Source organism: Nostoc parmelioides FACHB-3921 (assembly GCF_014696625.1).
Classification (GTDB): Bacteria; Cyanobacteriota; Cyanobacteriia; order Cyanobacteriales; family Nostocaceae; genus Trichormus; species Trichormus parmelioides.
In genome coordinates, this window is record NZ_JACJQL010000011.1 from 127,420 (window position 1) to 154,351 (window position 26,932).

The 26,932-nt window shown below is 40.5% G+C and carries 23 protein-coding genes and 1 pseudogene; 5 read left to right on the plus strand and 19 right to left on the minus strand.

From position 1 onward, the window contains the following. Positions 1–170: 170 nt before the first annotated feature. Complete coding sequence (gene devC / locus H6G14_RS10300) at positions 171–1,328, minus strand: ABC transporter permease DevC (RefSeq protein ID WP_190567348.1); 1,158 nt, start codon at positions 1,326–1,328, stop codon at positions 171–173. Positions 1,329–1,368: 40 nt separating this feature from the next. Continuing rightward, positions 1,369–2,793, minus strand: coding sequence for an HlyD family efflux transporter periplasmic adaptor subunit (locus H6G14_RS10305; protein WP_190567349.1), 1,425 nt, complete (start codon positions 2,791–2,793; stop codon positions 1,369–1,371). A gap of 31 nt (positions 2,794–2,824) precedes the next feature. On the opposite strand from H6G14_RS10305, the gene H6G14_RS10310 reads away from it, so the two are divergent. Then, positions 2,825–2,995, plus strand: coding sequence for a hypothetical protein (locus H6G14_RS10310; RefSeq protein WP_190567350.1), 171 nt, complete (start codon positions 2,825–2,827; stop codon positions 2,993–2,995). Positions 2,996–3,635: 640 nt separating this feature from the next. On the opposite strand, the gene H6G14_RS10315 is transcribed toward H6G14_RS10310, so the two are convergent. The 4 genes from H6G14_RS10315 to H6G14_RS10330 form a co-directional block, all read right to left on the minus strand. Beyond that, positions 3,636–4,181, minus strand: coding sequence for a GFA family protein (locus H6G14_RS10315; protein ID WP_199326114.1), 546 nt, complete (start codon positions 4,179–4,181; stop codon positions 3,636–3,638). Positions 4,182–4,183: 2 nt separating this feature from the next. Then, complete coding sequence (locus tag H6G14_RS10320; RefSeq protein ID WP_010997850.1) at positions 4,184–4,921, minus strand: phycocyanobilin:ferredoxin oxidoreductase; 738 nt, start codon at positions 4,919–4,921, stop codon at positions 4,184–4,186. Between the two features lie 564 nt (positions 4,922–5,485). Continuing rightward, positions 5,486–7,225 (minus strand): protein kinase domain-containing protein, encoded by a 1,740-nt coding sequence (locus H6G14_RS10325; protein ID WP_199326115.1) that lies wholly within the window; start codon positions 7,223–7,225, stop codon positions 5,486–5,488. Between the two features lie 253 nt (positions 7,226–7,478). Beyond that, complete coding sequence (locus H6G14_RS10330) at positions 7,479–8,906, minus strand: MFS transporter (RefSeq protein ID WP_190567351.1); 1,428 nt, start codon at positions 8,904–8,906, stop codon at positions 7,479–7,481. 65 nt (positions 8,907–8,971) lie between these two features. Between H6G14_RS10330 and H6G14_RS10335 the strand changes: the two genes are divergently transcribed. Beyond that, on the plus strand, positions 8,972–9,490 hold the full coding sequence (locus H6G14_RS10335) for a phosphoribosyltransferase (RefSeq protein WP_010997847.1): 519 nt from the start codon (positions 8,972–8,974) through the stop codon (positions 9,488–9,490). 75 nt (positions 9,491–9,565) lie between these two features. On the opposite strand, the gene H6G14_RS10340 is transcribed toward H6G14_RS10335, so the two are convergent. Continuing rightward, a complete protein-coding gene (locus H6G14_RS10340) occupies positions 9,566–10,492 on the minus strand; it encodes an AEC family transporter (protein ID WP_190567352.1) in 927 nt (308 codons plus the stop codon). A gap of 101 nt (positions 10,493–10,593) precedes the next feature. On the opposite strand from H6G14_RS10340, the gene H6G14_RS10345 reads away from it, so the two are divergent. Beyond that, positions 10,594–11,403, plus strand: coding sequence for a D-alanyl-D-alanine carboxypeptidase family protein (locus H6G14_RS10345; protein WP_190567353.1), 810 nt, complete (start codon positions 10,594–10,596; stop codon positions 11,401–11,403). Between the two features lie 221 nt (positions 11,404–11,624). On the opposite strand, the gene H6G14_RS10355 is transcribed toward H6G14_RS10345, so the two are convergent. Both H6G14_RS10355 and H6G14_RS10360 read right to left on the minus strand, forming a co-directional pair. Then, complete coding sequence (locus H6G14_RS10355; protein WP_190567354.1) at positions 11,625–12,767, minus strand: glycosyltransferase; 1,143 nt, start codon at positions 12,765–12,767, stop codon at positions 11,625–11,627. Between the two features lie 86 nt (positions 12,768–12,853). Next, entirely contained in the window at positions 12,854–14,023 is a 1,170-nt protein-coding gene (locus H6G14_RS10360) for a glycosyltransferase (RefSeq protein WP_190567355.1), read from the minus strand. Between the two features lie 918 nt (positions 14,024–14,941). On the opposite strand from H6G14_RS10360, the gene H6G14_RS10365 reads away from it, so the two are divergent. Beyond that, positions 14,942–16,933 carry an SMP-30/gluconolactonase/LRE family protein gene (locus H6G14_RS10365; RefSeq protein ID WP_190567356.1) on the plus strand — a complete coding sequence of 664 codons (1,992 nt, stop codon included), beginning with the start codon at positions 14,942–14,944 and terminating at the stop codon, positions 16,931–16,933. 194 nt (positions 16,934–17,127) lie between these two features. Here H6G14_RS10365 and mtnA read toward each other — a convergent pair whose 3' ends face one another. The 8 genes from mtnA to H6G14_RS10405 all read right to left on the minus strand — a co-directional run bounded on the left by mtnA (position 17,128) and on the right by H6G14_RS10405 (position 24,744). Continuing rightward, entirely contained in the window at positions 17,128–18,171 is a 1,044-nt protein-coding gene (gene mtnA / locus H6G14_RS10370) for an S-methyl-5-thioribose-1-phosphate isomerase (RefSeq protein ID WP_190567357.1), read from the minus strand. 100 nt (positions 18,172–18,271) lie between these two features. After that, positions 18,272–20,317, minus strand: coding sequence for a cation:proton antiporter domain-containing protein (locus H6G14_RS10375; protein WP_190567371.1), 2,046 nt, complete (start codon positions 20,315–20,317; stop codon positions 18,272–18,274). Positions 20,318–20,442: 125 nt separating this feature from the next. After that, a complete protein-coding gene (locus H6G14_RS10380) occupies positions 20,443–21,342 on the minus strand; it encodes an MBL fold metallo-hydrolase (protein ID WP_190567358.1) in 900 nt (299 codons plus the stop codon). A gap of 11 nt (positions 21,343–21,353) precedes the next feature. Continuing rightward, positions 21,354–21,737, minus strand: coding sequence for an aspartate 1-decarboxylase (panD, locus tag H6G14_RS10385; RefSeq protein ID WP_010997719.1), 384 nt, complete (start codon positions 21,735–21,737; stop codon positions 21,354–21,356). A gap of 168 nt (positions 21,738–21,905) precedes the next feature. Then, positions 21,906–22,415, minus strand: coding sequence for an inorganic diphosphatase (locus H6G14_RS10390; RefSeq protein WP_190567359.1), 510 nt, complete (start codon positions 22,413–22,415; stop codon positions 21,906–21,908). Between the two features lie 161 nt (positions 22,416–22,576). After that, the gene (locus tag H6G14_RS10395) at positions 22,577–23,308 is read right to left on the minus strand and encodes a DUF4386 domain-containing protein (RefSeq protein ID WP_190567360.1); all 732 of its coding nucleotides are present in this window, start codon (positions 23,306–23,308) and stop codon (positions 22,577–22,579) included. A gap of 75 nt (positions 23,309–23,383) precedes the next feature. After that, the gene (locus H6G14_RS10400; protein ID WP_190567361.1) at positions 23,384–24,229 is read right to left on the minus strand and encodes a MerR family transcriptional regulator; all 846 of its coding nucleotides are present in this window, start codon (positions 24,227–24,229) and stop codon (positions 23,384–23,386) included. A gap of 329 nt (positions 24,230–24,558) precedes the next feature. Beyond that, positions 24,559–24,744, minus strand: a complete 186-nt coding sequence (locus H6G14_RS10405; RefSeq protein ID WP_044521809.1) for a TLTLP motif-containing protein — start codon at positions 24,742–24,744, stop codon at positions 24,559–24,561. A 1,141-nt stretch (positions 24,745–25,885) separates the two neighbouring features. Here H6G14_RS10405 and H6G14_RS33540 point away from each other — a divergent pair. Beyond that, positions 25,886–26,035 carry a hypothetical protein gene (locus H6G14_RS33540; RefSeq protein WP_242053398.1) on the plus strand — a complete coding sequence of 50 codons (150 nt, stop codon included), beginning with the start codon at positions 25,886–25,888 and terminating at the stop codon, positions 26,033–26,035. Between the two features lie 10 nt (positions 26,036–26,045). On the opposite strand, the gene H6G14_RS10415 is transcribed toward H6G14_RS33540, so the two are convergent. Together H6G14_RS10415 and H6G14_RS10420 are read right to left on the minus strand one after the other, a co-directional pair. Then, the gene (locus H6G14_RS10415) at positions 26,046–26,534 is read right to left on the minus strand and encodes a hypothetical protein (protein ID WP_242053399.1); all 489 of its coding nucleotides are present in this window, start codon (positions 26,532–26,534) and stop codon (positions 26,046–26,048) included. Between the two features lie 228 nt (positions 26,535–26,762). Continuing rightward, positions 26,763–26,932 (minus strand): annotated as a pseudogene (locus H6G14_RS10420) (photosystem II q(b) protein); the annotation flags it as partial.

Sequence of the window (26,932 nt, forward strand, 5' to 3'; positions counted from 1 at the left end):
AACATTCTTCATGCTTAATTTTTAATTTATAGGAAAAAGCTAGGTTTAAAATCTTGCCCCTAGTGGGCAAAAAATCCTTGTTTCCCAAGGTAACTAGAAACCCCATCTCTTGTGGGTGGCTGTCTTTAATTTTGAATTTTGAATTTTGAATTTTGAATTGATTCATACTTCTAGAAAATATCTGCCGGGTCGGCGGAACGTAGTTTGCGTACAGCGATCGAGCCGGAAACAAAACACATAATCATTGTGAGAATCAGCACTGTAATAGCGCGATCATAGCTCATGAATACAGGCAACAATGTAGCTTGTCTAGCAGTTTGATATAGAAACATAGCAAAAACCCACCCAGGCAAATAACCTAAGCAAGCTAATAGTAATGCTTCTTGTAAAATTACACCTAATAGATATTTTTGGGTATATCCTATTGCTTTTAAAGTAGCGTATTCAGATAAATGATCAGCAACTTCTGTATAGAGAATTTGATAAACAATTACCGTACCAACAATAAAACCCATGATTGTTCCTAAGGTAAAAATAAAGCCAATAGCTGTACTACTTGCCCAATAATTACGCTCAAAATCAATAAATTCTTGTTTAGTTAGTACGTTGATATCGTCAGGTAAATAACTCCGTAATTCTTGAACGGCAGTATTTGGATTTACCCCTGGTTTCAATCTAACTAAGCCAATATCAATTAAGCCTTGGCGACGGAGAGGAAATAGCCGCAAAAAGTTAACATCGCTAGTAACTAAATTACCATCTGCACCAAAAGATGCGCCCAATGTAAAAAGACCAACAACATTTATGCGTCTACGGCGTACTTCTGCCGAAATACTCTGACCTTGCTCAAAATTCTTGGCGATCGGCCCATATTCGGGTCTAGAAGAACGGTCGAATAAAACAGCATCAGGTAGTTTGAGCTTATCTAAATTCTCCTGGACTCCTGCTAAATTAAATATATTAGTTTCTGGATTGATTCCAAAAACCAAAATACTACGGGTTAGACCAGTATAGGGATTTTTCCAAATAGAGTAATCCAAATAAATAGGATGTACTGATTGGACTGATGGTAGCTCTAAAGACTTATACAAGCGCCGTTGTGAAAAGGGTTTCATTGCTAATACGGCGTTAGATTGTTTATTAATTAAAACAATATCGCCTTGTAAACTTGTATGTAAGCGAACGTTACTATAGTAAAGAGCATCGCGGAAACCGATTTGCATAAACATGAGAATATCAGCAAAGGCAATTCCCGCGAGGGCAACGGCTAGGCGAGTTTTTTCTCGCGTTAATTGTAACCAAGATAGAGGGATTCTTTTACGATTCATTCCCGTAATTATTTGGATTTTCTCATCAACAGAAAATTGATTATTTATTAATGTCAACCACTACCTTGGCGTAGGTTAAACCAGAAACTTTTTGACTATCTTCCGGTGATAAGGCAATTTTGACCTCAACAACTCTGGCATCAACATCAGCTGCTGGATCTGTATTTAAGACATCTTTTTTGCCAATTTTTCTGCCAATTTCGGTGACTGTTCCTCTGATTTCGTCGCTAAAGGCTCCGTTATCGCTGCTGGCTGTGACATTTTGGCCTATGCGTACCCGACCAATACTATCTTCAGGAACCTCAGCAATAATCATCATTTGCTCGGTTTCTCCCATTTCGGCTATACCTTCGGCGGTGATGGCTTCTCCAGATTTGCTATAAATTTTTAAGATTTCACCCGCCGAGGGTGCTTGAATGTAGCTTAATTTTAATTCGGCTTCGGCTCTTCTGACGTTGGCGATCGCATTACTAACTTGAGCTTGAGCCATCTGCACATCAGTAGGACTCACTTCCACCAATCTTTTCAGCCTGGCTTTTTCTTCGTCAATTTGTCTTTGTAATGTAGTTATGGTTTTATCGCGGGTTACTCTCGCTTCGATTAACTGCTGTTGCAAACTGGCTAGAGTTTTCATCTGATTAGCTCTAGCCTCAGCAACTTGCTGTCTGAGAGTGGCTAGCGCTTGTCTCAAGGCGGCTTGACTTTCAATTACCTGTTGATTAGCAGTAGTCGCAGTTAATCGCCTTCTATCTCGCTCCTGCTGGGAAATAGCACCTTCCCGGTAGAGAAAATCGTAGCGCCCCGCATCCACTTGAGCGTTACGCTGCTCGGCTCTAATGCGGTTCAGTGTGGCTCTTAAAGAGTCTTGCTGTCCTACAAGTTCTGCTTCTAAGCGGTTAACTAATGCTTGTTGCGCTACTTTTTCCGCACTTAATTGGGATGCGATACGCGTAATAGTTGCTTGTTGAGCATCTCTTTCACCTACTAACTGCGCCTGTAAGCGCGCAATTACGGCGGTTTGCGCTTGGATATCCCTGGGGGAACCAACCCGGACTTGAGCCAAGTTAGCGCGAGATTCCAGTAATTTGGCTTTCGCTTCTTCCACGGCTGCAAGTTGGGTATCGTGATTATCCAAAATTGCTATGATTTGACCCTTCCTAACACGTTCTCCCTCTTTTACAAAGAGTTGTTTCACTCGTGATGCTGATTGCATTCCTCCCACGGGAGCCGAAAGTTTAATAACTTCCCCTTGCGGTTCTAAACGTCCCACAGCACTAACACTTGTAACGACTGGTTTAACAGGTACGGATGGGCCTAGCCTTTTTAATTGCTCAAATTTAGCTGTAGCTAGTAACCCCGCAGCCACGGCTACTGGTAGGGCTACAGCAAGACCCCACCAAATCTTAGGTTGTTCTAGATCAAGTGGCTGCTCTCTTGACCTACGCTCTTCCGTCACCCTTGACATGGTTTTTTGTCCGTTTATCTGAATTTTGCTGATGAAAGTAATACCAATTCAAAATTCAAAATTCAAAATTCAAAATTCAAAATTCAAAAAGCTAGATTTTTTCATGGCTGCTAAATTTGAATATGTTATTGAATTTTGGGAAATTGGTATAACAGGAAGTCAGGAGGTAGAAGCAAATAATTTTTTTTGTTATACTTTGTAGTCTTTACCAATTAAATGTTTTTCCAGCACAATGTACTAGTTTCTGAAGAAAAACAACATTGGCTTGACGTTGAGTATTAACTAAATTTGAATACCTGATAAATATTTATCTCAGTAGCTTTTCTAAATAGAAATGGCATTCCGCCAACCGTAGGGAATACCAATTCACCAAAATCTTGAAACATATCTAAACCTAGAAACCCTTGCCAAATCCAGATTTCTTAATTTTGAATTGGTATAACTCCTGAATTTAGTCAGTCTGAGTATGCAGATAGATTTCATTATGGCAAATCTTTAAAAGATTTTCTGCAACTTAGATGACTTTATTTGTTTTTTTGAAGAGGTTCTATCAAAAGTTTCACAACAACTAATTTATGCAGTTAAATTTTGTGCGATAACATAACATTTCTCCAAGACTAATTCGTAATTTATAATTAGTGATTCTTAATAGTCTGTGGTGAGAATTGTCTCTACGTATTTTATTATCTAAACTTGGTTATTTACTCCCTCAAAGGCTGGTTTTGTAAATTCTACATTCATCTGTTTCAGGTAAAGGTAACAGACTGTACAAATGAGGGGCGAGAGATTGAAGAGAGTAATGGGCGAGCGCTCGCCAAAACACAGGGAGTAAAATTGAACATTTAAGAACCCTGTTGTATCCATTTTTGCCATAACAGATGCACATCGTCTGGTTGTCCATCGTAGTTGAGCATTTGATCAGAAATCACGACCCACGGTTGGGCGTTACGTGTCCAAAAATTACCAACTGGACGTAACCAAGTTGTATCATCCAGGGTTCCAGGTTTGACGTTGATAGTATTTGGGCTATAAGTCCGTTCATGAAATAATCGTGTTCCACAGTCACCGCAGAACCAGTTTTTGACTTCACGTCCGCTATCAGCTTTACGAGTCCAACATTTTGGTTGTCCTTGAGTAATCACAAAAGCATCTCGTGGTACGGTCAGTGACATACCGAAGGCACTAGAGGATTGTTTTTGACATTCCTGACAATGGCACACATAGAGAGTTAGGGGTTCAGCACGAATTTCGTAGCGAATCTGCCCACATTGACAACCCCCAGTATATGGAAGACTCACAGGTTTTTTCTCCTTGAGTATTGAATGTTGCCCATAGCCAAACAAGGGAGATGGGAAAAAATCATCATTTCCCCTTCTCTCCTTCAACATAATTATTCTGGGAGATCAAACAACACTGTGGTCATGTAATTTTCTGCCCAATCCACACCAAAGGCTTTTTCTAACACCCGGCGAGTTTTATCGTTTTGTTGCTGTTTGCTACAGTAATTGTGTTGTCCAGCCAAAATTTGCTGTTTTTGTTCTGCTGAAACGGGACTAGCAGCGATCGCACCTTGACAATGAACTTGCAAAAACTCCCGCACCCGTCCCAAAAACATCGCCTCTTCTTCTGGCGAACTCGGACGCACAAAAATGCAAAAATCGGAGAAGATATTTCCCCATTCTGGCAATTCTCTTGGTTGAGAGAAATTTAGTGTATTGAGACTTGTCAGCGCCGAATTATAGGATTCGGGTAAGGTGCGGTCTAAGTGTACAGGAGAAAGGTCAGCGATCGCTGCACTAATTTGACCCCTACCCCCAACCAAGTCACAGCCAAACATCGGTAGGTCATACTCTGGACGGGGAAACATCACACAGTGCAGGATGTCTAGCATATTTCCCACCTTGGCTAATTCCAAGTGCATCTTCCGAAACTGGGGTGTTTGATAGCAACGGTTTTCAATCGTCAGTTTCTCACCCTCTAGTCTCCCTTCCACATACCCCAACTCAGCAGGCAAATGGTAAGGCGACAAATCCAAGTGCTGATGCCAAACTTCTTCAATACAGTCAGCTAGTTGGCGAATGAGGGGATGTTGTTGCTCACGTAGCGAGGGAATGGAAGTAAGTGACATATTCTATTCGAGAATGCAATCTAGATGTCAGTCTACGGCCAGGAGCGTTACTTCTGTTCTGGATTGCAACATAAGTTAGGGGATTGGGGATTGGGGATTGGGGACTGGGGACTGGGGATTGGGTACAAAAAAGCGAAAAGGTAAAAGATTTTTTCTTTTGACTTTTGCCTTTTGACTTTTGCCTTGGACTGAGGACTGGGGAGAAATAGTTAGTATTAGGTGTTGTTGGGGATGACAATTTAGGATTTGGCTGACTAACTTACCTTACTTATGTGTTTGTCTAGGTAAATCAACGAGAATGAAGTGGCGATGAAGAACCTATGAAAATACGATTAATAGGAGGAATTACAGTAGTCAAATAGGTGTTAAGGTTCTAGAATCGAGTCGTAAGTAACTATACAGAACCAATTATAGTCTATCACCTATAGTAGCCCCCTGACTAGATATAAATAACCAGTCAGGGGGTCTTAATTTGTGTTTGTTAGAGACGCGATTAATCGCATCTGTACAATTTTCGGTTGTCAAATTTCCCCCTACACCCCTAAACCTCTAAACCCCTAACAATCAACGCCAACCCAAAAACCGCAATCCTGGCACAATGAGGTAGTAGCTTACGCCTAACCAAAAGCTCATCAAAATACCGATAGAGCTAAAGAAGATGATAGGTAAGGATAATTCTGACCAGAGGTGACGATTAGAAAATTGTAAAACGGTGGTGGGAAAACCTAAAACTATCAAAATTGCCACAACGATCGCTGTTCCAAATGAGCCAATCATGGCATAAACTATGTGATGGCTACGGAAACTCATACTTAGAGCTAGTAAAAATACGGCTATGGAGGTTGCGCCTACTAAACCTTCACCGCTATCTGCGGTTGATGTGATGATTTGCCACAATAACCAGCCAAAGGCGTAGCTGATTATCCCCATGAATGAGGCGACTAAAAACCGCCGTCTTTGGGCAAAACATCCGGATGCTGTCAGTCCCCAGGCTGTACCTAAGCCTGCGGCCGCAAATACGATGATTTCTGCACCAAATCCTGATTCAGGGTTAGGTATTAATTCGGGTAATTGACTGGCAATAAATTCTATTAAGCGATCGCCTAAGTTTGTGCGATATGCCAAAATAAATCCAGCGATCGTTCCTACACTTGCACCAAGACCGGTTAACAGCATTGCCCAAATGGTGGAAAAACAAGCTGTGATGATCTGCACTATTGTCTGTGCAATCCACCGCAGGATTTTGCCTAAGGTTTGTCCCAAGTTGCTGAAAACTTGCTCTGTCGATTGATTTAATAGTGCTAGTTGATTGACAACCTGTGTTAATAATTGTTGAAAATTGTTCTGTCCTGAAGCGGGCTGGTTAATTTTTGTTAACCGCTTTTGAATCATAGCAGCATTCGCTGGGCGCGATCGCACATCCTCATGCACCATCTCATCTAATAAATCTGCCAACTCAGGTCTGATAGTCACTCTATTACGCCATTGCAAAACCCCCGTCTGGGGATCTTCCAACTCTGGCGGATATTTACCTGTGAGTAATTCAATCATCGTACGACCGAGAGCATAAAAATCAACACTCGGCCCGATATGTCCACCCGTCACTTGTTCTGGGGGACTGTAACCAGAAGAAAATAACCTTGTAGAACTTGATTCTTGGCGCTGTCTTCCTGTATTGAATTGTTTTGCCCCACCGAAATCAATTAAAACTAATTGTTCCCATCCTGTTCCCCCTGAGGATGCAATGACACTAGGTGAGGGAGTACGTAACATCAAATTGGAAGGCTTGATATCACGATGTATAATTTGATGCTTATGTAATTCTTGTAAGATTTTTATTGCTTGGGTTAACCAGTTTAATACCAAATTTTCTGGACACCCTTGGGGATACTTATTTAACATTTCCTCCAAAGTCGGCCCGTTAATTTTTTCCATTACCAAACAAGGTAGTTGGCGCGACTTGGGATTGGATAAATTAACTTGAAAATGACCATCAGCTTCGACTTTGGGGACACCAGGATGGCGTAACCTGACTAAAACTTCTGCCTCTTGCGTAAATAATTCCAGCGCCTTGGGAGAATCTTCTATCAACACCTTTAGCACTTTTTCCGTTTGGGTCTTCTCATCCCAAACTGTATAAATTTGTGCGAATCCCCCCGCACCCAAGGTCTGTAGAGGCACATAACGATCTAACAACTGTAGCACCGCCCCACAGCTGTTACAAAATTTGTTACCCCAGGGTTGGGGGTAGGGACGTTGACAGTCAGGATTTATGCAGTGAACCCCAGAAGAACGGTATACCAAGGCTTTTAATCTCTAATTCATTTTCGACGCTCAAGAATTTTTCACAATAGCTGATTTGCTGGTTTTGAGCATATTTAGTCAGTCCCTACTTACTATTTTTATTATGCTCAATAGATGTTCAAAAGGTTGTATTGATTATAAAAATCATCGAGAATGGGTACTGGGAATAAAATAATTACTTGTATACCCCTATACCCCTATACCCTTCTCCAAACCCTTGATCTTTCGTTTTCATGGGTAAGTCCTATACTTATCACTCTTGGTGTGTTTCTCTTTGCTTGTGACGTTCTTTGAGTTTTAGCAGAATTTCCGCGTGCATTTCACGGGTAATGGGATAGAAATAAGTTAAGACTAAGCCAAAAATTAAACAGATGGTGGGTAAAGGCCCAACGGCAATGCGGATAGCGAAAAGAGCCGATTCTGGTTGTATTGGTAGAGTAGTTTGTCCAGCGACAGCTTCTTTAAAACCAGATGCTTGCAAGGCGTTACCCACCAGAAATAAGCCGAAAGCTAAACCAAATTTCTGCAATAAAACCATGAAGCCGTAAAAAATCCCTTCTCGCCGTTGTCCGGTTTGCAGTTCGTCTAATTCAATGACATCGGGAATCATTGACCAGGGGACTAAGTAAGCTGTGGATACACCCACGCCCGCCATGATAGCCATAACATACATCAAACTGATTTGGCCAGGCTGTAAAAAAAAGAGTCCAGCAGCTGCAATAATCCACAAACTCATTCCTGAGAAATAAACAAGTTTTTTGCCAATTTTTTTACTTAAAGCCGTCCAGACAAATAACATCAATAAAGCAGTCCCCTGTACTGCAATCATCGTTGTGGGTACATCTGATTCAGGCAGAGACATACAATTGATGACAAAGTAGGGAATAATGCTGGCTGTTATTTGTACTCCTAACCAAGAAAACAAATATATGCCAATTACAAATAGAAAAGGGCGATTGCTGAAAACAATTTTTAATTGCTCAAAAAAGGGAATAGAGTCAGATTCCTCAATTTGAATGCGTTTTGCTTCAAATGCCAGCACGCGATCGCGCACGCCAAACACGCACCAATATAATGATATGACCGAGATGACGGTGCAAATTGCCGCTAAAACTATATACTGTTGCTGGCGATCGCTAATCAACGACAATACAACTTTAGATAAAATTAAAGATAAAATACTGCCGCCAATAGAAAAGGCGAAGCGAAAACTATTTAAGCTAGTGCGTTCGTCATAATCTTGGGTAAGTTCTGGAGTCAGCGCTGTATAAGGCAGATTGACGACCGTGTAAAACACCTGGGAAATCAACCCAATCACTACGTAATACCAAAACAACGCCCAGACATTACTACCCTGGTCGCTACTAAATCGCGGTACAATCCACTGTAAGAAAAAGAAAATTCCAAAAGGAATTGCCCCGTAAAGCATCCAAGGCAAACGACGACCCCACCGCCGAGATTTAGTTTTATCCGTCAATACCCCCACAAAAGGATCGTTAACAGCGTCCCAAATTTTACCAATCATTAAAACACTGCCCGCCAAACCAGCCGGAATACCAGCAACGTTAGTAAAGAAAATTAATAAAAAGAATATAGAAATATTAGCGGTAATTGCTGGGCCTAAATCACCTGCACCATAAGCCAGCTTGGTTTTCAAATCTAATTTTTGGCTATTTTCCATAATGGCTTGCGCTCATATTAAAATATTGCGATCGCCTTTAGTATCACCTAAAACCTACTTACCTTATGCCAGACCTTTACGTTTCTTGGTCAGAGTATCACTATAAAATTGAGCAACTGGCTGCTCATATTTATCAATCTGGCTGGAAGTTCAATCAAATCGTCTGTTTAGCCAGGGGTGGACTACGAGTGGGAGACATAATTTCCCGTATCTATGACAAACCTTTAGCAATTTTAGCTACGTCTTCCTACAGTGGTGCAGGTAAGCAAGAAAGAGGTTATTTAAATGTTTCTCGTCATCTAACAATGACTACTGAAAGTTTAGGTTCTCGTATTCTCCTCGTCGATGACTTAGTAGACTCTGGAATCACACTCAAAGAAACCATACCTTGGCTGAAACAATATAGTGATTCCCCAATTGAGGAAATCCGCACAGCAGTAGTTTGGTATAAAGCTTGTTCAGAGATTAAACCCAATTACTACGTCGATTATCTGCCAGATAATCCTTGGATTCATCAGCCCTTTGAACATTATGAGCATACCAATCCCGCAGATTTGGCGGCTAAGTTAGGTCAGTATTGTTGATGGGGAAGATGGAGAAGATATATGTTGACTGTTGATTGTTGACTGTTGACTGTTGACTAGTAACAACTGACCAATTCAAAACAACCATAGCCACATGGGCAGTGTTAAGAGTAGTAACACAGATCCTACGGCTATTGTTGTGACTGCGAGATTGTGGTCTAAATTGAAGGTTTCGGCGATTACCAGACAGGCAAAGGCTGGAGGCATAGCCGTTTGGAGGATAATCACTTTGGCGGCTGGCCCGGTTAATCCAAAAAGCGGTAAGGTGTAGCCTAAAATTAAGGGAACTAGGAGCATTTTGATGCCTACGCTGATGCCCACTTGTGGCAGGTTACCTAAAGAATTTAGTTTGCTTAAGCGCATTCCAATTAATAGTAGAGATAAGCCCACCGTACTCCAAGCGAATTTATCTAAGCCATATTCCCAAATTTCCGGAATTGCTATTTGGCGAAATAGTAAGCCAAATCCGAAACTCCATAGAGCCGGATTAATAATAATAGCTCTTGTGACTTGCGTAAATTGGCTGTGATTTTGTAAACTCGTGCCGAAATGAGCGCCTAATGCTACACCCAAGGCATAAGCACCAGGAAAAGACCCCAGTAAATCGTAAAATAATGCCCAAGCAAAGTATTCTTTACCTACCATTGCTAAGGTAATAGGAAAGCCTAAGTAACCTGTGTTACCTATCATAGCTGCTAGTAACAAGCTTCCCTGGGTGGGTTTTTCAGGTTTTGTATTACTAAAGTATGTCTGTCCTTTGATTCCTAGCCAAGCGAAGAACGCGCCTAGTAGAATAGCCAAGTATGCGATCGCCGGAGCAACCCAGATTTGTCCTGATAAGTCAGTTTGTCGGAGAAAAGATACTATACTTATCGGTACTCCCACCCAGAAAAGAAACTGACCCAGACGGGTAGGAACTGTACCCGGTAGCTTGCGTCCCAGGATAAAACCTACTAAGACTAAGCTGACAAGTTTGACGTATAGTTCTAGGAGATTTATCAATGTTGCGCCTAAGAATTATAGATGTAAAATGCTACCGAATAAGCTTATTCTGATCAAGTCTACAATTTTTATGAAAGTTCCACAAAACCAGGAGTTGACCTGTGAATAAAGCTGGGTTTTCTGGAGAGCCACGCGACCCATTTGATGAACTTAGTGATGATATCCCAGTAGCCTTACGCGACACTCCTGGTATCACACCTAAACAACGCTTACAACGCCTGATTTTCGTGATGGGTGGAGTAGGCGCGTTTGTGATACTGGCGATTGTCAGTGGTTTTGTTTTTTTTATCACCACGCCTAAAAAAACTACTGAGTCTCAGCCTTCGCCAGCTATTGCTGATGCTACACCAATACCTACAGCCAGCAACCCGGCTGATCTGCAAACTGTATTAGGTCATTTGGCTTACCCAGAAGCACCAGAGTCAGAATTAGTGCCAATCAGTAGGAATGGACGCATCCGGATGCGTAGAACTGCGGCTCAACGGTTCCAAGAAATGGTGCAGGCGGCTCGGAGTGCGGGTGTTATCTTAATGCCTATTTCCGGCTTTCGTTCTGTAAAAGAGCAAGAGCAATTATTTTTTGCTATTGGCGCTCAACGCAACCAAACCCCAGCCCAAAGAGCAGCCCTCAGCGCTCCCCCTGGTCATAGCGAACATCACACAGGTTACGCTGTGGATATTGGGGATGGCGCAGCACCGACAACTAATTTGCAAGCTATTTTTGAAAATACCAGAGCTTTTAAATGGCTAGAGACGAATGCAGCTCGCTTTGGTTTTGAGATGTCTTTTCCGAAGGATAATTCCCAAGGAGTAAGTTATGAACCTTGGCACTGGCGTTTTGTAGGCGATCGCCATAGCCTAGAAACATTTTATAAAGCTAGAAATTTAAAACCCGTTAAAACACAGCAATAAACTGTTCAAAGTGGAGTAAATTAATCATAATAAAACTCCTGGTTTTTAGTACTTTATACAGAGTAATACGTGTTCCTGAAATCGTCAGTCCACGTTCTGTACGGATAATTTGCGTTTGTCCATTAGATGCCAAATTCATAACCGTAGTTTTTTGTTAACTAATCTGATAATAGCCAGATACACTGTTCTAGTGTTTACATCAGACGCAAAGTTTCCAGAACTTACACACAAATATAAGATAAAGTTTGGGCAATTTGTTGATTGATTGTTACCACATCAAAACGTTGACTAGCAATAGCCTGGGCATTACTCGCTATAGTTGCAGTCTTTTGGGTGTCTTCAATACAGATATTAATAATATTGGCTAGTTCCTGGGATTCTCCTGGGGTAGTTAAGAACCCATTAACCCCATGTTCGACTAGTTCCATTGCACCACCTGCTTTGGCTGCAACTACGGGTTTACCGCAAAGCATAGCTTCAACAATCACTCTACCAAAGGGTTCTGGGGCTGTGGATGTGTGAGCGACTAAATTACAAGCCGCCATTAATTGGGGAATATCAGCCCGAAAACCTAAAAATTTAACGCGGTTTTCTAACCCTAATCTGGTAATTTGTTGATGTAGCTCTTTAACATAGTCTTGCTCACCAAATAGGGCATCACCTACCAAAATTGCTGTCACTTGTGGCGGACATTGAGCTAGTGCATCAATCAGAATATGCTGTCCCTTCCAAGGTGAAAGACGGCTAAAGTGTCCAACTACAAAATTATTTGCTACGCCTAATTGTTGTCGTAATTTACTAACATCTGATGCAGCAGTTTGATATAGATTTATGTCAAAGCCGTTGTAGATGACTGTTGTTAGCTCTGCACGTCCTCCAGCTTGGATAAACGCTGTTTGACTGGCTTGGGAATTGGCGATTACCAATGAGGCGAAACGATTAACTAAGTTAACTGCAACCCGCAGGTTGGTTTGGCTAAAGTGTTCTGGGGAAAGAATATCATGTAAATGATAAACCAAAGGGCGACGAGCGATAAAGCTAGCGATCGCTCCAACAACTAACGCTTTTTGTGTATTGGCGTAGATTAAATCATATTCACGCGCTCTCTGCACAACTTTAGCCACCAGAGGCGCAAGTTGACCCAAACTACCAAATGCTTGCAATAAATTACTTTGCTTACGGACTTGAATGGGCTGATTGGTGAATACTTCAACCGGGATATGATGTTGCTCTAGTAAGGTTTTAAATGCTCCGTCCGCAAATAAACCAACCAAAGCGCGATCGCGGTAAGGTTTAGCAATATCAATTAAACATAATTCTGCACCACCTGGTTTCCCGCTCTGGTCTAAAAATAATATTTTCATATAAGTAATCCGGTTTGATTCCTGTATGTGTGGCCTAGCGTAGCCATATTTATTTGCGTATACAATCAACAGTCAACAGTCATCAGTCAAGCCAAAATTACCTGTCGCACTTGTTGAGCAATTTTCTGCCAATCAAAGTTAGTTAGAGCATACTGGCGACATTCTTCTCGTGAAGGCGTTGGTATTTGTTCTAGCAAGATTTGTGCTATTTTCTCAGCAATAGCCGTAGCTTCAGGAGAGGTAGTAATTAACTGTGGTGAAAATGGGGTTAAAATTTCTGGCATTCCTCCAATGGGAGTGCATAAAACAGGTGTACCACAAGCTAAAGATTCAGTGATTGCTAATCCAAACCCTTCAAAAGATTGACTGGGCATAACAGTTAAGTTAGCAGCTTGGTAAGCGATAGGTAACTGCTCATCTGGGAGAAAACCTAAAAATTTTACGTTGTTCTCTAAACCCAATTCTTGAGCTTGTTTTTCCAATGTTCCTTGGAGATGTCCCCGACCGGCGATCGCTAGCCAAATATCGGGTAACTTTGGTTTAATTATTGCTAATGCTTGTAATAGTTTGTCTACTCCTACACGATGCACTAAACGTCTGGATGTGAATAAAATAGGACGACTTTCAGGCCAAGTTAACTGCTGGCGAGCTTGTTGGCGTGATAAATTTGGCTGAAATTTATCAATGTTCACACCGCCAGGAATGATATGTATTTTGTGCCAGGGAATTTGATATTGGTGGTGTAATATATTACCAAATGCCTTACTGAGAACAATAAAGCGATCGCAACGATTATATGTGGTTTGTTCTATCAACCGACGCTTTAAAAAAATACTAATTTTATTCTTCACTAATTCCTGTTTACTTTCTGAAGCCCAAGGCCCATGAAAATTAAAAGTAATGGGTATACCTTGAGGCAAAATATCTAAAATAGGAAAGCTATATAAGGCAAAATGTAAATTGATTGCGTCCGGTTTGCTTATTCTTGTTTTCTGGAAATTAGTCCGAATAGACCAAAACCTTTGCCAAATTCTACTGTTTGGAGATGCTAAGTTAGTTAGTTTAATGGGCAAATGAAATTCATTATCTGGTAAACCAACTCCACACAACTCAACTCTATCTTGATTAGCTGATAATTGATAAGTCAACTCATAAATATATCTTTCCAAACCTCCAGGATTCGTAGGAAACCAACCAGAGCCTAAGGTCAGAATAGACGCAGATACTAAATTTAAATTTTCTTTTTTATATTCCACTCTTATCTCCTAGTACTGTGCGGAGTTTGAGGATATTGGCTTCAACATGAAATATCACTCCGTTTATATATTTAGCAAGATTGTCAAGATTATCAGGAAAATACAGGAGGAGATAAAGAAACAGGCGAGATTTTATTCATGTATTTTATTCTATACAGTTAATGACATACTACTTATTGTTTATCTTCTCTAATTTTCGGAGTTATCAGTAAATATTCCATCTAACTCAATATAGATTTTGTTTAAATTTACCTACGTTTGAGCTTTTTTATTTACCAAATCTTTAAATAAATATGATTGGTCTAATTTAAGCTTTTATAAAGACATTTCTTTCGTGATGTAGCGTGCTTCGGTAGTTAATGTATTGTTTATAACTTATAAAATTGAGGTTACAATTCCTCACTCATAAGGAGATGAGGAATCTGGTAATTGGTAATAGGTTGATGAATAATTTTCTGGGAAAAAGAGTATACCAATATACTAAATTCATATTTTTACAACTAATTTAAAAAAATAGAAAGTTATATTTTTTTGATGAATATTCGATAAACGCTAATTTCTTAAGTCCGTTAATTTGCTATTTATGTATTATCACTTACGTAATTAAAGATAATACAAAGGACTTCTACACACTATAACCACAGACAGATAAATTAGGACATCAAACTAACATAAAACCCTCACAATAAGAGTATTTCAATTCTTGTAATTCAGAATAAAAATACTTTTAAATAGGCAATATATTTTTTTGATAAGAATGTTTCCTTGAATCATTGTATTGAATGGTGTTTAGAAACATATATAACTCAATAATTGAAGTTTTCCTGTTAATTCAATATCGCCGAGTAATATTAAAAATCACTATCAAGAATTATCTCGAATTACAAAAGATTAACTATTAAATGAATTGTTGGTGTAATGAAGTACGCAATACTAGATAATATTCTAAAATTACAATTGAGGATGACAAGACAATTAAATAAAATATTTGAATATTTAAGTTATAGATTTTTAAAATCATGGATGCTTTTATTTATTGCTACTATTTCATTTCAATTTATTACTATTATTTCCGCAGATTTAACATTGAGTGAAGTTGCGGAAAATTCTGATAAAAGAGACTTAATAGGTGATATTTTTGCGGATAATCAAAAATCTATACAAAACTATATTGAGGGAATATATGTTGCGCCTAATGGCACAGTGTATACAAATAGTCATGAGGATAAAGCAGGAGCCGAAGCATCAATATATAAAGATGGTAATGTGATTGGGATTCTCAGTGATCTTCATGGTTGGAGTCGTCATGGTGGTAAAGCCGTCACAGCAAATAGTAAATATATTTACATTGCTATGAGTCAAGGATTTGTCGGCAAAATAGACAAAGATTATCCACCAGAAGGGACAACTTGGTATTGTGTGAGACGTTATAACTTATCTGGTAAACCAGCGCCATTCGCTAGTGGGCGTGGTTGGGATAAGAGTATGTTAATCGTCAATACTAAGAGTGAGGTGACTGGATTAGCAACGAAAGATAAGAATTTATATGTTAGTGATGCAGCAAATAATAAAATTCGCGTCTATAACACTGAGACAATGAAAGAATTACGCAACTTTAGTTTTCTCAGACCAGGGGATATAACTATTGATAAACAGGGGAATTTGTGGATTATTCAAAAGCAATATGCCAATAATCCTGCTAAAATTTTGCGTTATTCTCCATCAGGAAAGCAATTACCGCAAAAAATAACTAATGTTGTTTTACCCGGAGCGATCGCACTCGATAATCAAGGTAGACTGTTAGTAGCAGAAAATGGGACGCTTCAGCAAGTATTGATTTATAACATTCAGGATCAACCAGTCCAAGTTGGCGCTTTCGGTCACACAGGGGGTATTTATGGAGGTGTTCCTGGCGAAGTCCAAGATTTAAAGTTTTATGGACTCACAGGAGTCGGCGCAGACGCTCAGGGGAATTTGTATATCAATAATAATGGGTTTAATAATTCCGGCACAGATTTAAGAAAATTTTCCCCATCAGGAAAGCAACTATGGCGATTATTAGGATTATCCTTAGTCGAAAATGCCGACATTGACCCTACCACAGATGGGCGAGAAGTTTTTACCAAGTATGAACACTTTTTGATAGATAGTAGCAAGCCTAAGGGTCAGCAATGGACTTATAAAGCTTATACTTTAAACGGCTTCAAATATCCTCAAGATCCACGACTGCATATATCCCCTGATACTACCTTTGTACGTCGAATCAACGGTGAAAGATTTTTGTTTCTCTTAGATACCCATAGCAACGCCTTAGAAATTTATCGATTTAATCCCAGCCAAGATGGGAATATAGCTATTCCAGCAGGGATGTTTGTTGGTAAAAATAACGAGGGTAAATCAGCAATCTCAGGGACTTGGCCACCTGGGCAACCAAAAACAGGAAAATGGATTTGGCGCGATCGCAACGGTAACGGCGCTTTCGACAAAGAAGAATATGATCATAGTGAAGATTCTTCCTCTGTTACAGGATGGTGGGTGGATAGTAAAGGCGATTTGTGGACAACTCTGGGCGATCGAGAAGGTATTCGCCATTATTCTTTGCAAGGACTAGACACTAACGGTAATCCCATCTATACCTATAGTTCCATGCAAAAAGAAACAACTCCCCGCATTTTTACAGATTTACGGCGAATCAAATACTTTCCTGAAAGTGACACCATGTATCTGTCCGGCTTTACAGTTAAAAATCCAGCAACCTTTGTAGATCCCCTAGCCGCAGGCTCTGAAATTGCCCGTTTTGACAATTGGAGTCAAGATAATCGTATTCTCCGTTGGCGAATTGTAGTTCCTAAAGACACCATCCATAAGCGTGAAATTATCACTGCGTCTACGCACTCAGTCCCAGATTAAAACGAAAAATTAGAGTTTTGAAGCCTCTATGCCACTGGCGTGTCTGCCGGGAAACCCGCCCAACACGCCGCCACAAGGATGGTGCGTTAGGCGCGATCTGTGTGTATCTGCGTTTAATTTCATCCCAATTCTATTACAACTTTTTAGTCTAGACACGCCACTACTCATCAGCAACGCTGCATTTTTAAAGGCTGCTAAACCACCGCTTGTTTTGACGATTTAGTTAAATTATGAGGAGCAAAAGCACCATTCTCGGTGATGATGGCTGTAATTAAATCGGCTGGGGTGACATCAAATGCAGGATTGTAGAATTCTACGCCTGGAGGTGTCAAAGTAGTATCACCGACTTGATAAATTTCTACTGGGTTACGTTCTTCAATGGGGATTTGACTACCGTTAGATAATTCAAAATCAATTGTAGAGACAGGTGCAGCGACAAAGAAAGGAACGTTATGTGCTTTGGCGACTATAGCTAAACTATAAGTGCCGATTTTATTTGCAGCATCACCATTAGCCGCGATTCGATCTGCACCCACAACAACAGCATCAATTAAACCCTGTTTCATGCAATGGGCTGCCATATTATCAGTAATCAACGTGACGGGAATACCTTCTTGTACACATTCCCAAGTGGTGAGTTTTGCACCTTGCAGACGTGGGCGGGTTTCATCAGCAAACAACCTTTCTAAACGCCCTTCTCGCCAAGCTGAACGAACAACCCCTAAGGCTGTACCATAACCAGCAGTAGCTAAAGCCCCTGCATTACAATGGGTGAGCAATGTCAGCTTTTTTGGCGTTTTGGGTAAGATCGCCAAGCCATTGTCACCGATCGCCTGACAAGTTTGCAAGTCTTCTGCATTAATCGCTTGGGCTGTTTGTAAGAGATTTTCTTTAATTTGGGCAACTGTTCCTAAAGTCTCATAGGCAGTTTTCAGCATCCGACTAATTGCCCAAAATAAATTTACCGCCGTAGGACGGGTAGCCCGCAACAACTGCGCTACTTTTTCTAACTGTTGCAGAAACTCCTGGCGTTCGCTTGTCTCAATTTCCCTCGCCCCCAAATACATCCCATAAGCCGCAGCCACACCAATCGCAGGCGCACCCCGGACAATCATAGTTTGAATTGCCCGCGCCATATCTTCACTACGGTGAATTTCTACAACTGCATACTCATTGGGTAAACGAGTTTGGTCTATTAGTAAGACACAATTATTTTGCCAAATAACAGGATAAATCATAGATGGGGACTGGGGATTGGGGAAGGTGGAGACCCCTCTGGGGATAAGGGGTAATGAGGATTGGTAATTTGAAATATAATATACCTCATCCCTCCAGTTCCTATTGTGGAAAGTAGGCGATGATCATGGCTACTTTGGGATGATTACGGGCGATCGCTTCTGGCGCATTGCCAAATAGGGCAAATAGTTGAGTTTTGTTTTCCACAGTCCCATTTAGTAATAATAAATCGTTGGTTTTGAGTAACCGAGAAACTTGGCGGACAAAGTTACCTCTTACTTTCTGAATTGGTGTGTCGGCTGGTAGTCCAGTATCAGCTATCTCAATGGCTTCTCCTCGCAGTGCTACTACTTGTAAAAGTTGGAGAGAGGCTTTCAATTCTGTGGCTAAAGCCTTGGCTAATTCAATGCTTTGTCCAAAGGTGCTGGCTTGGGCTTGTTGGGTGGTAAAAGCTAAAAATACTCGATTTGTGTGTTCAATTGGTAAGGGGAAGCGAGATACTAAAACGGGGATAAAACTACGCTGAACAATCTTATCAATAACACCACCAAATAGATTTTCTTGATAGGTAGAGTAGCCCTTCCAACCGCAGATAATCGCACTCGCTTGCTTTTCTTCTGCTACACGGGCAATACCTTTGTCAATAGATTCGTCAATCCTGCCGATGGGAGTAACATTCACAACCGCCGCATGGGCAATCATTTCTGCTGTAGATAGGAGTTGGCTTTGTTTGGCTTTAGCATCCGGAGAAATGGGGTTATTGTCCTCTAGTAGAATATGGAGTGGTAACAAAGTACCTGCGGCGGATTTTGTCAGGATTATTGCTAACTGGAGTAGATTATCTTCGGTGTTGGGGTTAGCCACTGGAACTAAAACGCGATCGCCTATGCTACCACCTGGACGCGTTTGAATACTATCGGCTTCTGGTTTAAGATTTCTACCCCACTTCGCTGTTACCCAAGGAGAAGCAATACAGGTAACTAAAATCATGGCGATCGTGCCATTAACTGTTAATTGGTCTACAAGCTTGATATTATAAGCCACTGTGATGGCTGCTAAAGTCGAGGCAGCTTGCGCCACTGATAACCCAAACATCACCATGATGCTGTTGAAGTTCATGCCAAATAACTTACCAGAACCCCAAGCGGGAAGAAATTTGGCAACAATAGCCACAGCCACCATCACACCAGAGACTACCAGCGATCGCGGTTCTTGCACCAAAATCAAAGGATTAACCAGCATCCCCACAGAAATTAAGAAGAAAGGGACAAACAGGGTATTACCGATAAATTGAATCCGGTTCATCAACGGGCTAAGTTGGGGGATCAATTGAGTAATAGCCACCCCGGCCAAAAAAGCCCCGATAATTGGTTCAATTTGGACTAATTCTGCCCCATAAGAAACTACAAACAGGGTAGCCAAAACAAATGTAAACTCTGCCCCTTCATCATGTCCAAACCTTTGAAAAAACCAGCGTCCGATATGTGGCACACCCCACAAAGTAAGAAAGGTGTAAATAATTAACGCCGGAATTAGGAATAACCAAAAACTGAGAGTTAAATTCCCTTGATGCGCCCTGACTACCACGGCTAACACCAAAAGCGCCAAAATATTGGTAATGAGCGTACCGCCGAGAGTCGTCGTCAAAACTTGAGAACGCATGATGCCCAACTTGCTGGCAATGGGTAAGGCTAGTAAAGTATGAGAAGCGAAACAAGAAGCTACCAGAATTGCAGGTAAGAAACTATAACCAATTGCCATCATGGCTCCAGTTCCCAAAGCCATTGGGATGGCAAAGGTAGCTAGTCCAAAAATGACTGCCTTATCTGCGTTATATTTCAGATCATCCAGGCTAGTTTCCAGCCCAGCCATAAACATCAAGAATAGCAAACCCACAGTGCCTAAAAGCACAATAGTATTATCTCGTGCTAATAATCCCAATCCATTAGGGCCGACTACTACCCCTGCGAGAATTAATCCCACAATCCCAGGTAGTCGAATCTTCTCAAATAGTAGGGGAGCGACTAACATAATCCCCAAAATCATCAAGAAAACTGGTACTGGGTCTTTGATAGGTGTGGATAATACGGAAGCTAATGAATAATTAATTACACTTTGCCAAGAAATAGCGATCGCATCTAATATCATGGATGTTTTTACAGCACTATATTTGCATTGACTCAAATATTAGTACCTTCTCAAAACTCCCATCGAATTGGCACTATTGTTAGATATAGATTTTCCCGCCTTAGTGAAATTATCCGAAAATTTCTTTAAAAAACCGGTAAAACCAAACCTTCACAAGCTAGTGAAGCGTTAGAAAAGGTAGACTGAACTTCCTTTTCCACCTGATCAAGAAAATCATCATGATCATCTGGGTGATGGTGGGAGATAATTAACTTGCGTACCCCTGCCTTCTGAGCCATTTCTACGGCAGCTTGCCAGAGTAACTCAGCCGACTCATGATCATGAGATGTTGGTGGCGTATAGGTAGCGTTAGCAATCAGCAAATCAACATCTTGAATAATTTGCAAAACTTGTTCTCTTTCACTTTGTTCAGCACTCATATTTAAATCCGTGACATAGGCGACGCTATATTCTTGCCATGTCACACGATAGCCAATTGAACGCTGGGTTTGATTGATTAATGCTGTTCTGATGGTGACATCATCTAACTTCAACTCACTATCAGGACTTAAATGGTAAAACTGCAACTCCGACTGCATTACCTGTAACGGATAGGGAAAGTGGGGTTGGAGCATTTGATCACACAAGCATTGTTTAATCGAAGCCCCATTAGACGCGGCCCCACCGTAAATATGAAAGCAATTTCCGGCGATAAATGCCGGAGCAAAAAAAGGAAACCCTTGGATGCGGTTTGACTGAGAATTGGTAAAAAATAAATGGGCTTCTAGCGGCTGTTGTAAGTGCTGCCAAGCTTTACCCAATATCCGTAAACCTGTACCACCATCAAAAATTAGGCGTTTACCTGCCACCTGCATTTCTACACAAGCAGTATTACCCCCATAACGGCTAGTATTACTACTTGGGGTGGGAATTAATCCCCTAACCCCCCAGAACTGCACGATAAATTTACCAGCGAGACTACTTAGGTTAGCAGTAGACTCATCATTTAGGTAGCTTTGGGAACCTGACAGCTCAATATTTGTCATTTTATTTGAATTTAGACCTGACTGAGCAGGTCATCGTAGCGCCGCACTTCTAAAGGTCGGTTTTTTTCATCTACAATGACTACCGTTGGAGTGTAACTTTTTAACTCCTCAGATGTAAACTGCCCGTAAGTCATTATAATCACGCGATCGCCTATAATGCCTAGACGGGCGGCAGCCCCATTTAATTCAATAATTCCCGAATGCGCTGGAGCCGGGATCGCATAAGTAATGAAACGCTGTCCATTAGCATTATTCACTACTTGCACTTGTTCATAAGGCAAGATGCCAGATTTGTCCAATAAGATTTGATCGATGCTAATACTACCCACATAATTGATGTTCGCCCCAGTGAGGGTGCAATTATGAATTTTTGCCAAAAGGAGGGTACGTTGCATTTTGGTTAAAATTTCTCCAGCAATTGTTGCACTTAGTTAATTGAGTAGTAAGGGGTAGGAGAAGCAGCAGGGAGCAGGGGAAGAACTGACTGCAAGATTTTCGCCCAATCCCCATTACCCCTTATCCCCAGAGGAGTCCCCACCTTCCCCAGTCCCTACTCCCCATTATTACTTGTAAGCTTTAATGGATTTGTCAACTAGAGCTTTCACTTGATCAACATCTTGCCAACCGAGGATTTGAGTTACTTTTTTTTCTAAATTTTTGTAACTACGGAAAAACTCAGCTATTTCCTCTAAGCGATGTGGGGCTACGTCATTCAAAGATTTTACGTGGGCGTAGCGGGGGTCTTTGTCAGGTACTGCCAAAATTTTCTCATCGCGATCGCCACCGTCAATCATCTCCAAAAAGCCAATTGGTCTGGCCGCGATGACGCAACCAGGAAAAGTTGGCTCATCAATAATTACCATACCATCCAGAGGATCACCATCATCAGCTAAGGTATTTGGAACAAAGCCATAATCATAAGGATACTTAACCGAAGAATACAATACTCGGTCTAGAGCAAAGGCTTCTAGGTCTTTATCAAATTCGTATTTATTTTGACTACCACCAGCAATTTCAATCAGAATATTGATGACACCTGGTTTGGGTTGTGCTGGAATACGGGATAAGTCCACAAAAAACTCCTGTCTTAACTATTAAGTGCATTGGGGACATACTCCCCGTGTAGAATTTTATGGCCAAGATGGACTTCTTCCCAAAGTATTTATCTAAGTGCTGAGTGTAAGTGATTAATTATTATAGAAGATGGTGAGATAAAACCGAGACTTGAGATGCTTTAGTGGCGCAATTGGGTTGAGCGTAGCAATGCAATTCCCATTAACAAAAACCATACTTGTAATACACCTACCGATACAGTGATGAAAGCACCCAAGTCGATTCCAAACAACTCAACTAATTGAATGACTAACAGTGTTGCTGACGATAGACCCAAGAATCCTAACCACCGGGGTACAATTCTGGTTTGCAGAATCGTCCAAGATACGATCGCCAGCCAAAGAGCTGCAAAAAGGCTAACTCCCAGAATTTCGCCGACTGACCCAGCGTAGTCGTTGAGAACCCGGTAAACTAAGGCGATCGCCTCACGAGTTTGGGTAGATGTTGCTGGATTGGTGTAAAGTGTTGCCAAAACTGGCATTGCTACGAGCCAACGAATAATGCCTAAACAGCGAGCAATCATCGAAGCCACACTAAACCCAACCGCAATACGAAGCCAGATAGAATTGGATTCCCTGTTACTTAAAACCTGAATTGTTAGCAAAGCCACGACCCAAAAAAGAATCGAGTAAACAAGATATATCAGGTAGCCAAACCTGACTGCTGCTGCATTTTGAGCTACAAGTGGCAGCATCACATCTGCCGGCTCACCCAAACTTTGAGGCCAGTTAATTGCCTGTCCTAAAATAGCCATAGGGACAAAGATCAGCAAGCTTTCAACAACTAGCACCCAACCAGCAATCCGATATAGAGATTCTTTAGCCAAGATTTTTTCTTCTGACATGATACTCATATCTAGTATTTGAATAGACTGTACTTGAGGATATAGTCTCTCAGTGTGTCAGAGTCAAGAAATATTGTGTGTGTCCTAAAATGGTGCGATCGGGATTTGCAGTTCAACCACCACTGGGTGATCCCTTACCCGCACTGTTTCTGGCCCAAACAAATGAATTTCTCGAATCGCCCCGTTGCTGCTGTAACCGTTTGTGCCAATCCAAGTAAAGAGGGCGGCGATCGCCTGGGTAATGTCGTGAATCATACCACTATGAACGACGCTAGCCGCTTGGGTGATTGCGGGTAGTTGACGAACGGTAATTGCCCCTTGTGCAGTCTCCCCAATAAGTTGAATGGGTTCAGGAATAGCGATCGTAAACTCCATGTCAATGTTTGTTTCTGTATACTCTGAGACGTGATAAATAACCATCTCATGCCCAATTGGCGTAATATTTTGCTGTTCCAACCAATTGTAGAGTTGCCGAATCAGCATTCCGCGATATTTGGGCATCTCACCAGCAGATGGCACAATATGACGAGCAGACGCAATGCAACACGCTGGTACAGATTTAACAATTACGTCGTAGGGAGAGGGCTGTCCTTCTTGCTCCAGTTGATGTAATCGGGCAGAAAGACGATTTAGCCGAGCTTGAGTGTCTTGAAGTTGTTGATGCAGTTCCTCCTGTTTTAATTGCAGCAGATGTTGCAATTGTTCTGAAGGCAAATCTTTCTCAAGTAAATTAGCAATCTGCTCTAACGTTAGCCCCAAATCCTTGAGAGCCAAGATCCGATTGAGTCGAGGTAGTTGCTCGATTTTGTAATAGCGGTAATCGGTAAACCTATCAACATGAGCTGGTTTGAGCAAACCCAGATCGTCATAGTGGCGCAGCATTCGCACAGATACTTGTCCCAGGCGCGAAAAATCTCCAATCTTGAACACAGGCTTATTACCGAATCTCTCAGCAAAATTGTGACACTCTCTCAAATTATCTCAATCTGGGTTTGGTTTACTACGTTATTGAGGATCATTAAAAGGTTACTCTTTTGCTGAGATGAGTAAAAAACACTAATCCCCAACCTATTCCACCGCCCCCTTTTCAACAAAACAGCGTTGTGAGAAAACATCACAACGCTGCTCCAGCTATATGAGAATAGTTCTATGCCTAAAAAGAAAATTTACTCTTAGATTTGAGTACATATCACTCAAGCTCTAGCCTAAAGCGCAGATTTGCTGCTTTTTGCCGATGAACTCTCATCATGTAGCAGTATCTAATCCTCCCCTTGTTGGGATTGATAGATCATGGGTTGCTGATTATTCGAGACATCACCTGAATAGTGTCCAATCACGAACACAGGTAGGGTTAGAGTTACTAAAGCGATTATTGTTCCCACAATATCTGCCAAACGATGGGAGTACGTGTCGGAAGGACTGGCAGACTGGCTATCTGAATTCATACAAAGTTTAAAGTCAATCAAATTTCTGGTAAGTTTGCTCTCTTGGTGAGAGTTTCTATACTATTTTAGCTATTTTCTACTGTCAAATGTGTAGCTTTTGAAAACATGAGCCAATTTTGCAGGTATCATAATTGTCATTTTTAACTTGCTAATTTTGTTACAAAGTTGATGGTAAACATTTTCCATTTATTCTAGTCGTTGATTTGTTATGGTTCCTAGATATAACTGGTTAGTCATTGGTTAACTTCGGGTTAAGAGGCAAGTATTGAAAATTTGTGTTTGACATTTATACCTATTAATTATTAACTCCAATAATCTAAATCCGTCAATAATGTAACATCTTGAAATAGTTTATTTAAGATTTTCCTGGCGATTTACTCTGTCGGAAATAGTCATTAAAAATGCGAAATATTACTGAAGATATAAATACATTTTTACCCAACGAATAAATACAAAGCTAAAGATATAAGAAAATTTCAGCAATTAGATAGAGCATAATTTTGATTACCAAAATTACATCCCGAAAAAATACACATGAATTTGCTAATGTGAATGTGCTGAGTGTGTCAGTTATTTTTTATTTTCATTACTTTTACTGTAGGTTCTCATTCTAATCAATATGACCTTAGATTCGTCAATCTATATATAGGTAGATATAGGGGACTTCATAAAAAAATCCGTTTCAATCAAAATTAATTACCAATAATCTAAAAGAACGAATATCTCATATACATATAACAATCATATTGTAAATTGTAAAAATACTGATTACAATGGTCTATGTAATACTATTGAAGTAATTATGCTTACTCCTGGTCTAAATTATTGGTATAAATCAGCACGAGATTTATTTGGTAAAGTATACCGAGACAAAGATAAATTGTATGAATAAGTTAGCAACCAAGATCATGAGAGAATAGCTGATGCCGTATTCAATTTTGCAGTAACCGCGTATCATCTAAAAGATTGTTTAAAGCAGGAAGCAACAACTTTTATTCCTCAAGATGTTGAAGACTATGTGAATGATAATAAGGTTCTAAGTATCTGTGCTGACCTATGTAATGGTACTCAACATCGAATTTTAACCCAACGTCTAAGATCAACGGCAATCGGTACTGGAAATTCTCCACTAAAGGTAAGTATGACAAGCATTACTTGTTCTAGTAGTATTGCTGTGACAGGGTTTACACCTGTAATTGATACATTAGAAGGAAATCAATATGACATTTTAAGCTGGGCAGATCAGGTAGTATTAGGATGGGAAGATTTCTTTACGAGACACGGTATCTAACCAACTACGGCTATACGAGACGAGTGATTTTTCGCTCTGTTATAGTAAAAGTAATTTCTTCTGACATATTTTCTCTTGATCTATTATTTTTTAATTTAAAAACGCTCTGTTTAGCTTGTGCCAAAATATCTTGGTTATTTATCTCAGCCAGTTTTGTAATTTCTAATGATTCTAATTTTTGAATCAAATAACTATAGAGTTCTAAACATTTTTCCTGATTATCTGCCTGATTCAACAAATCATCACAAGCAGTCAAAGTATCAAAAGCAAATTGATAATTTCCCTGCTCACAATGATGATAAAAAGCCTCAACATAATCTGCTAAATCTTCTTCCCAATCCCAATTTTCTAGCCAATCACCTTCTATATCATCAACATAAAGATGAATATAATCAGCACCATAATTTTGTTTATCTAGCTGCAATTGTTGGGATGCTTCCAGATAATTACCATCTACCTCAGAACTGGACTGATTATAAATCTTTACATCTGCTGCCAACTTAGGTTCTATAAATAAAGCTTTCTGTTTTAGAAGTTGTAACCTGCGTTTAATCTCACTAGCCTGTAGTCGAGTCCTCTTTTCCGTCAAGTAACATCTCCATTAGGGTTGATTTCGTTAATTCTATACCATCTTCCATCTCAACTATCTTCTTGAACCAAACAAAAATACCCCCCATTTCTGGAGGGTATTTTTTATTTAACTAAGTTTATTAAGCTCAGTTAAGAATTAACCGTTGATAGCAGGAGCGCTGATAGCAACAGGAGCAACTTCACCAGCAGCTAAGTCTAAGGGGAAGTTGTGAGCGTTACGCTCGTGCATTACTTCCATACCCAAGTTAGCGCGGTTGATGATGTCAGCCCAGGTATTGATTACACGACCTTGTGAGTCGATGATGG

Bases quoted from the DNA above. Each gene is read 5' to 3' on its own strand.
- H6G14_RS10330 (WP_190567351.1), bottom strand. From the start codon at position 8,906: ATGGAAAATAGCCAAAAATTAGATTTGAAAACCAAGCTGGCTTATGGT.
- H6G14_RS33540 (WP_242053398.1), top strand. From the start codon at position 25,886: ATGACAAGCATTACTTGTTCTAGTAGTATTGCTGTGACAGGGTTTACA.
- mtnA (WP_190567357.1), bottom strand. From the start codon at position 18,171: ATGATTTATCCTGTTATTTGGCAAAATAATTGTGTCTTACTAATAGAC.
- H6G14_RS10355 (WP_190567354.1), bottom strand. From the start codon at position 12,767: ATGAAAATATTATTTTTAGACCAGAGCGGGAAACCAGGTGGTGCAGAA.
- H6G14_RS10315 (WP_199326114.1), bottom strand. From the start codon at position 4,181: ATGTTGAAGGAGAGAAGGGGAAATGATGATTTTTTCCCATCTCCCTTG.
- H6G14_RS10365 (WP_190567356.1), top strand. From the start codon at position 14,942: ATGAAGTACGCAATACTAGATAATATTCTAAAATTACAATTGAGGATG.
- H6G14_RS10380 (WP_190567358.1), bottom strand. From the start codon at position 21,342: ATGACAAATATTGAGCTGTCAGGTTCCCAAAGCTACCTAAATGATGAG.
- H6G14_RS10335 (WP_010997847.1), top strand. From the start codon at position 8,972: ATGCCAGACCTTTACGTTTCTTGGTCAGAGTATCACTATAAAATTGAG.
- H6G14_RS10395 (WP_190567360.1), bottom strand. From the start codon at position 23,308: ATGAGTATCATGTCAGAAGAAAAAATCTTGGCTAAAGAATCTCTATAT.
- H6G14_RS10305 (WP_190567349.1), bottom strand. From the start codon at position 2,793: ATGTCAAGGGTGACGGAAGAGCGTAGGTCAAGAGAGCAGCCACTTGAT.
- H6G14_RS10320 (WP_010997850.1), bottom strand. From the start codon at position 4,921: ATGTCACTTACTTCCATTCCCTCGCTACGTGAGCAACAACATCCCCTC.
- H6G14_RS10310 (WP_190567350.1), top strand. From the start codon at position 2,825: ATGAAAGTAATACCAATTCAAAATTCAAAATTCAAAATTCAAAATTCA.
- devC (WP_190567348.1), bottom strand. From the start codon at position 1,328: ATGAATCGTAAAAGAATCCCTCTATCTTGGTTACAATTAACGCGAGAA.
- H6G14_RS10405 (WP_044521809.1), bottom strand. From the start codon at position 24,744: ATGAATTCAGATAGCCAGTCTGCCAGTCCTTCCGACACGTACTCCCAT.
- panD (WP_010997719.1), bottom strand. From the start codon at position 21,737: ATGCAACGTACCCTCCTTTTGGCAAAAATTCATAATTGCACCCTCACT.
- H6G14_RS10375 (WP_190567371.1), bottom strand. From the start codon at position 20,317: ATGATATTAGATGCGATCGCTATTTCTTGGCAAAGTGTAATTAATTAT.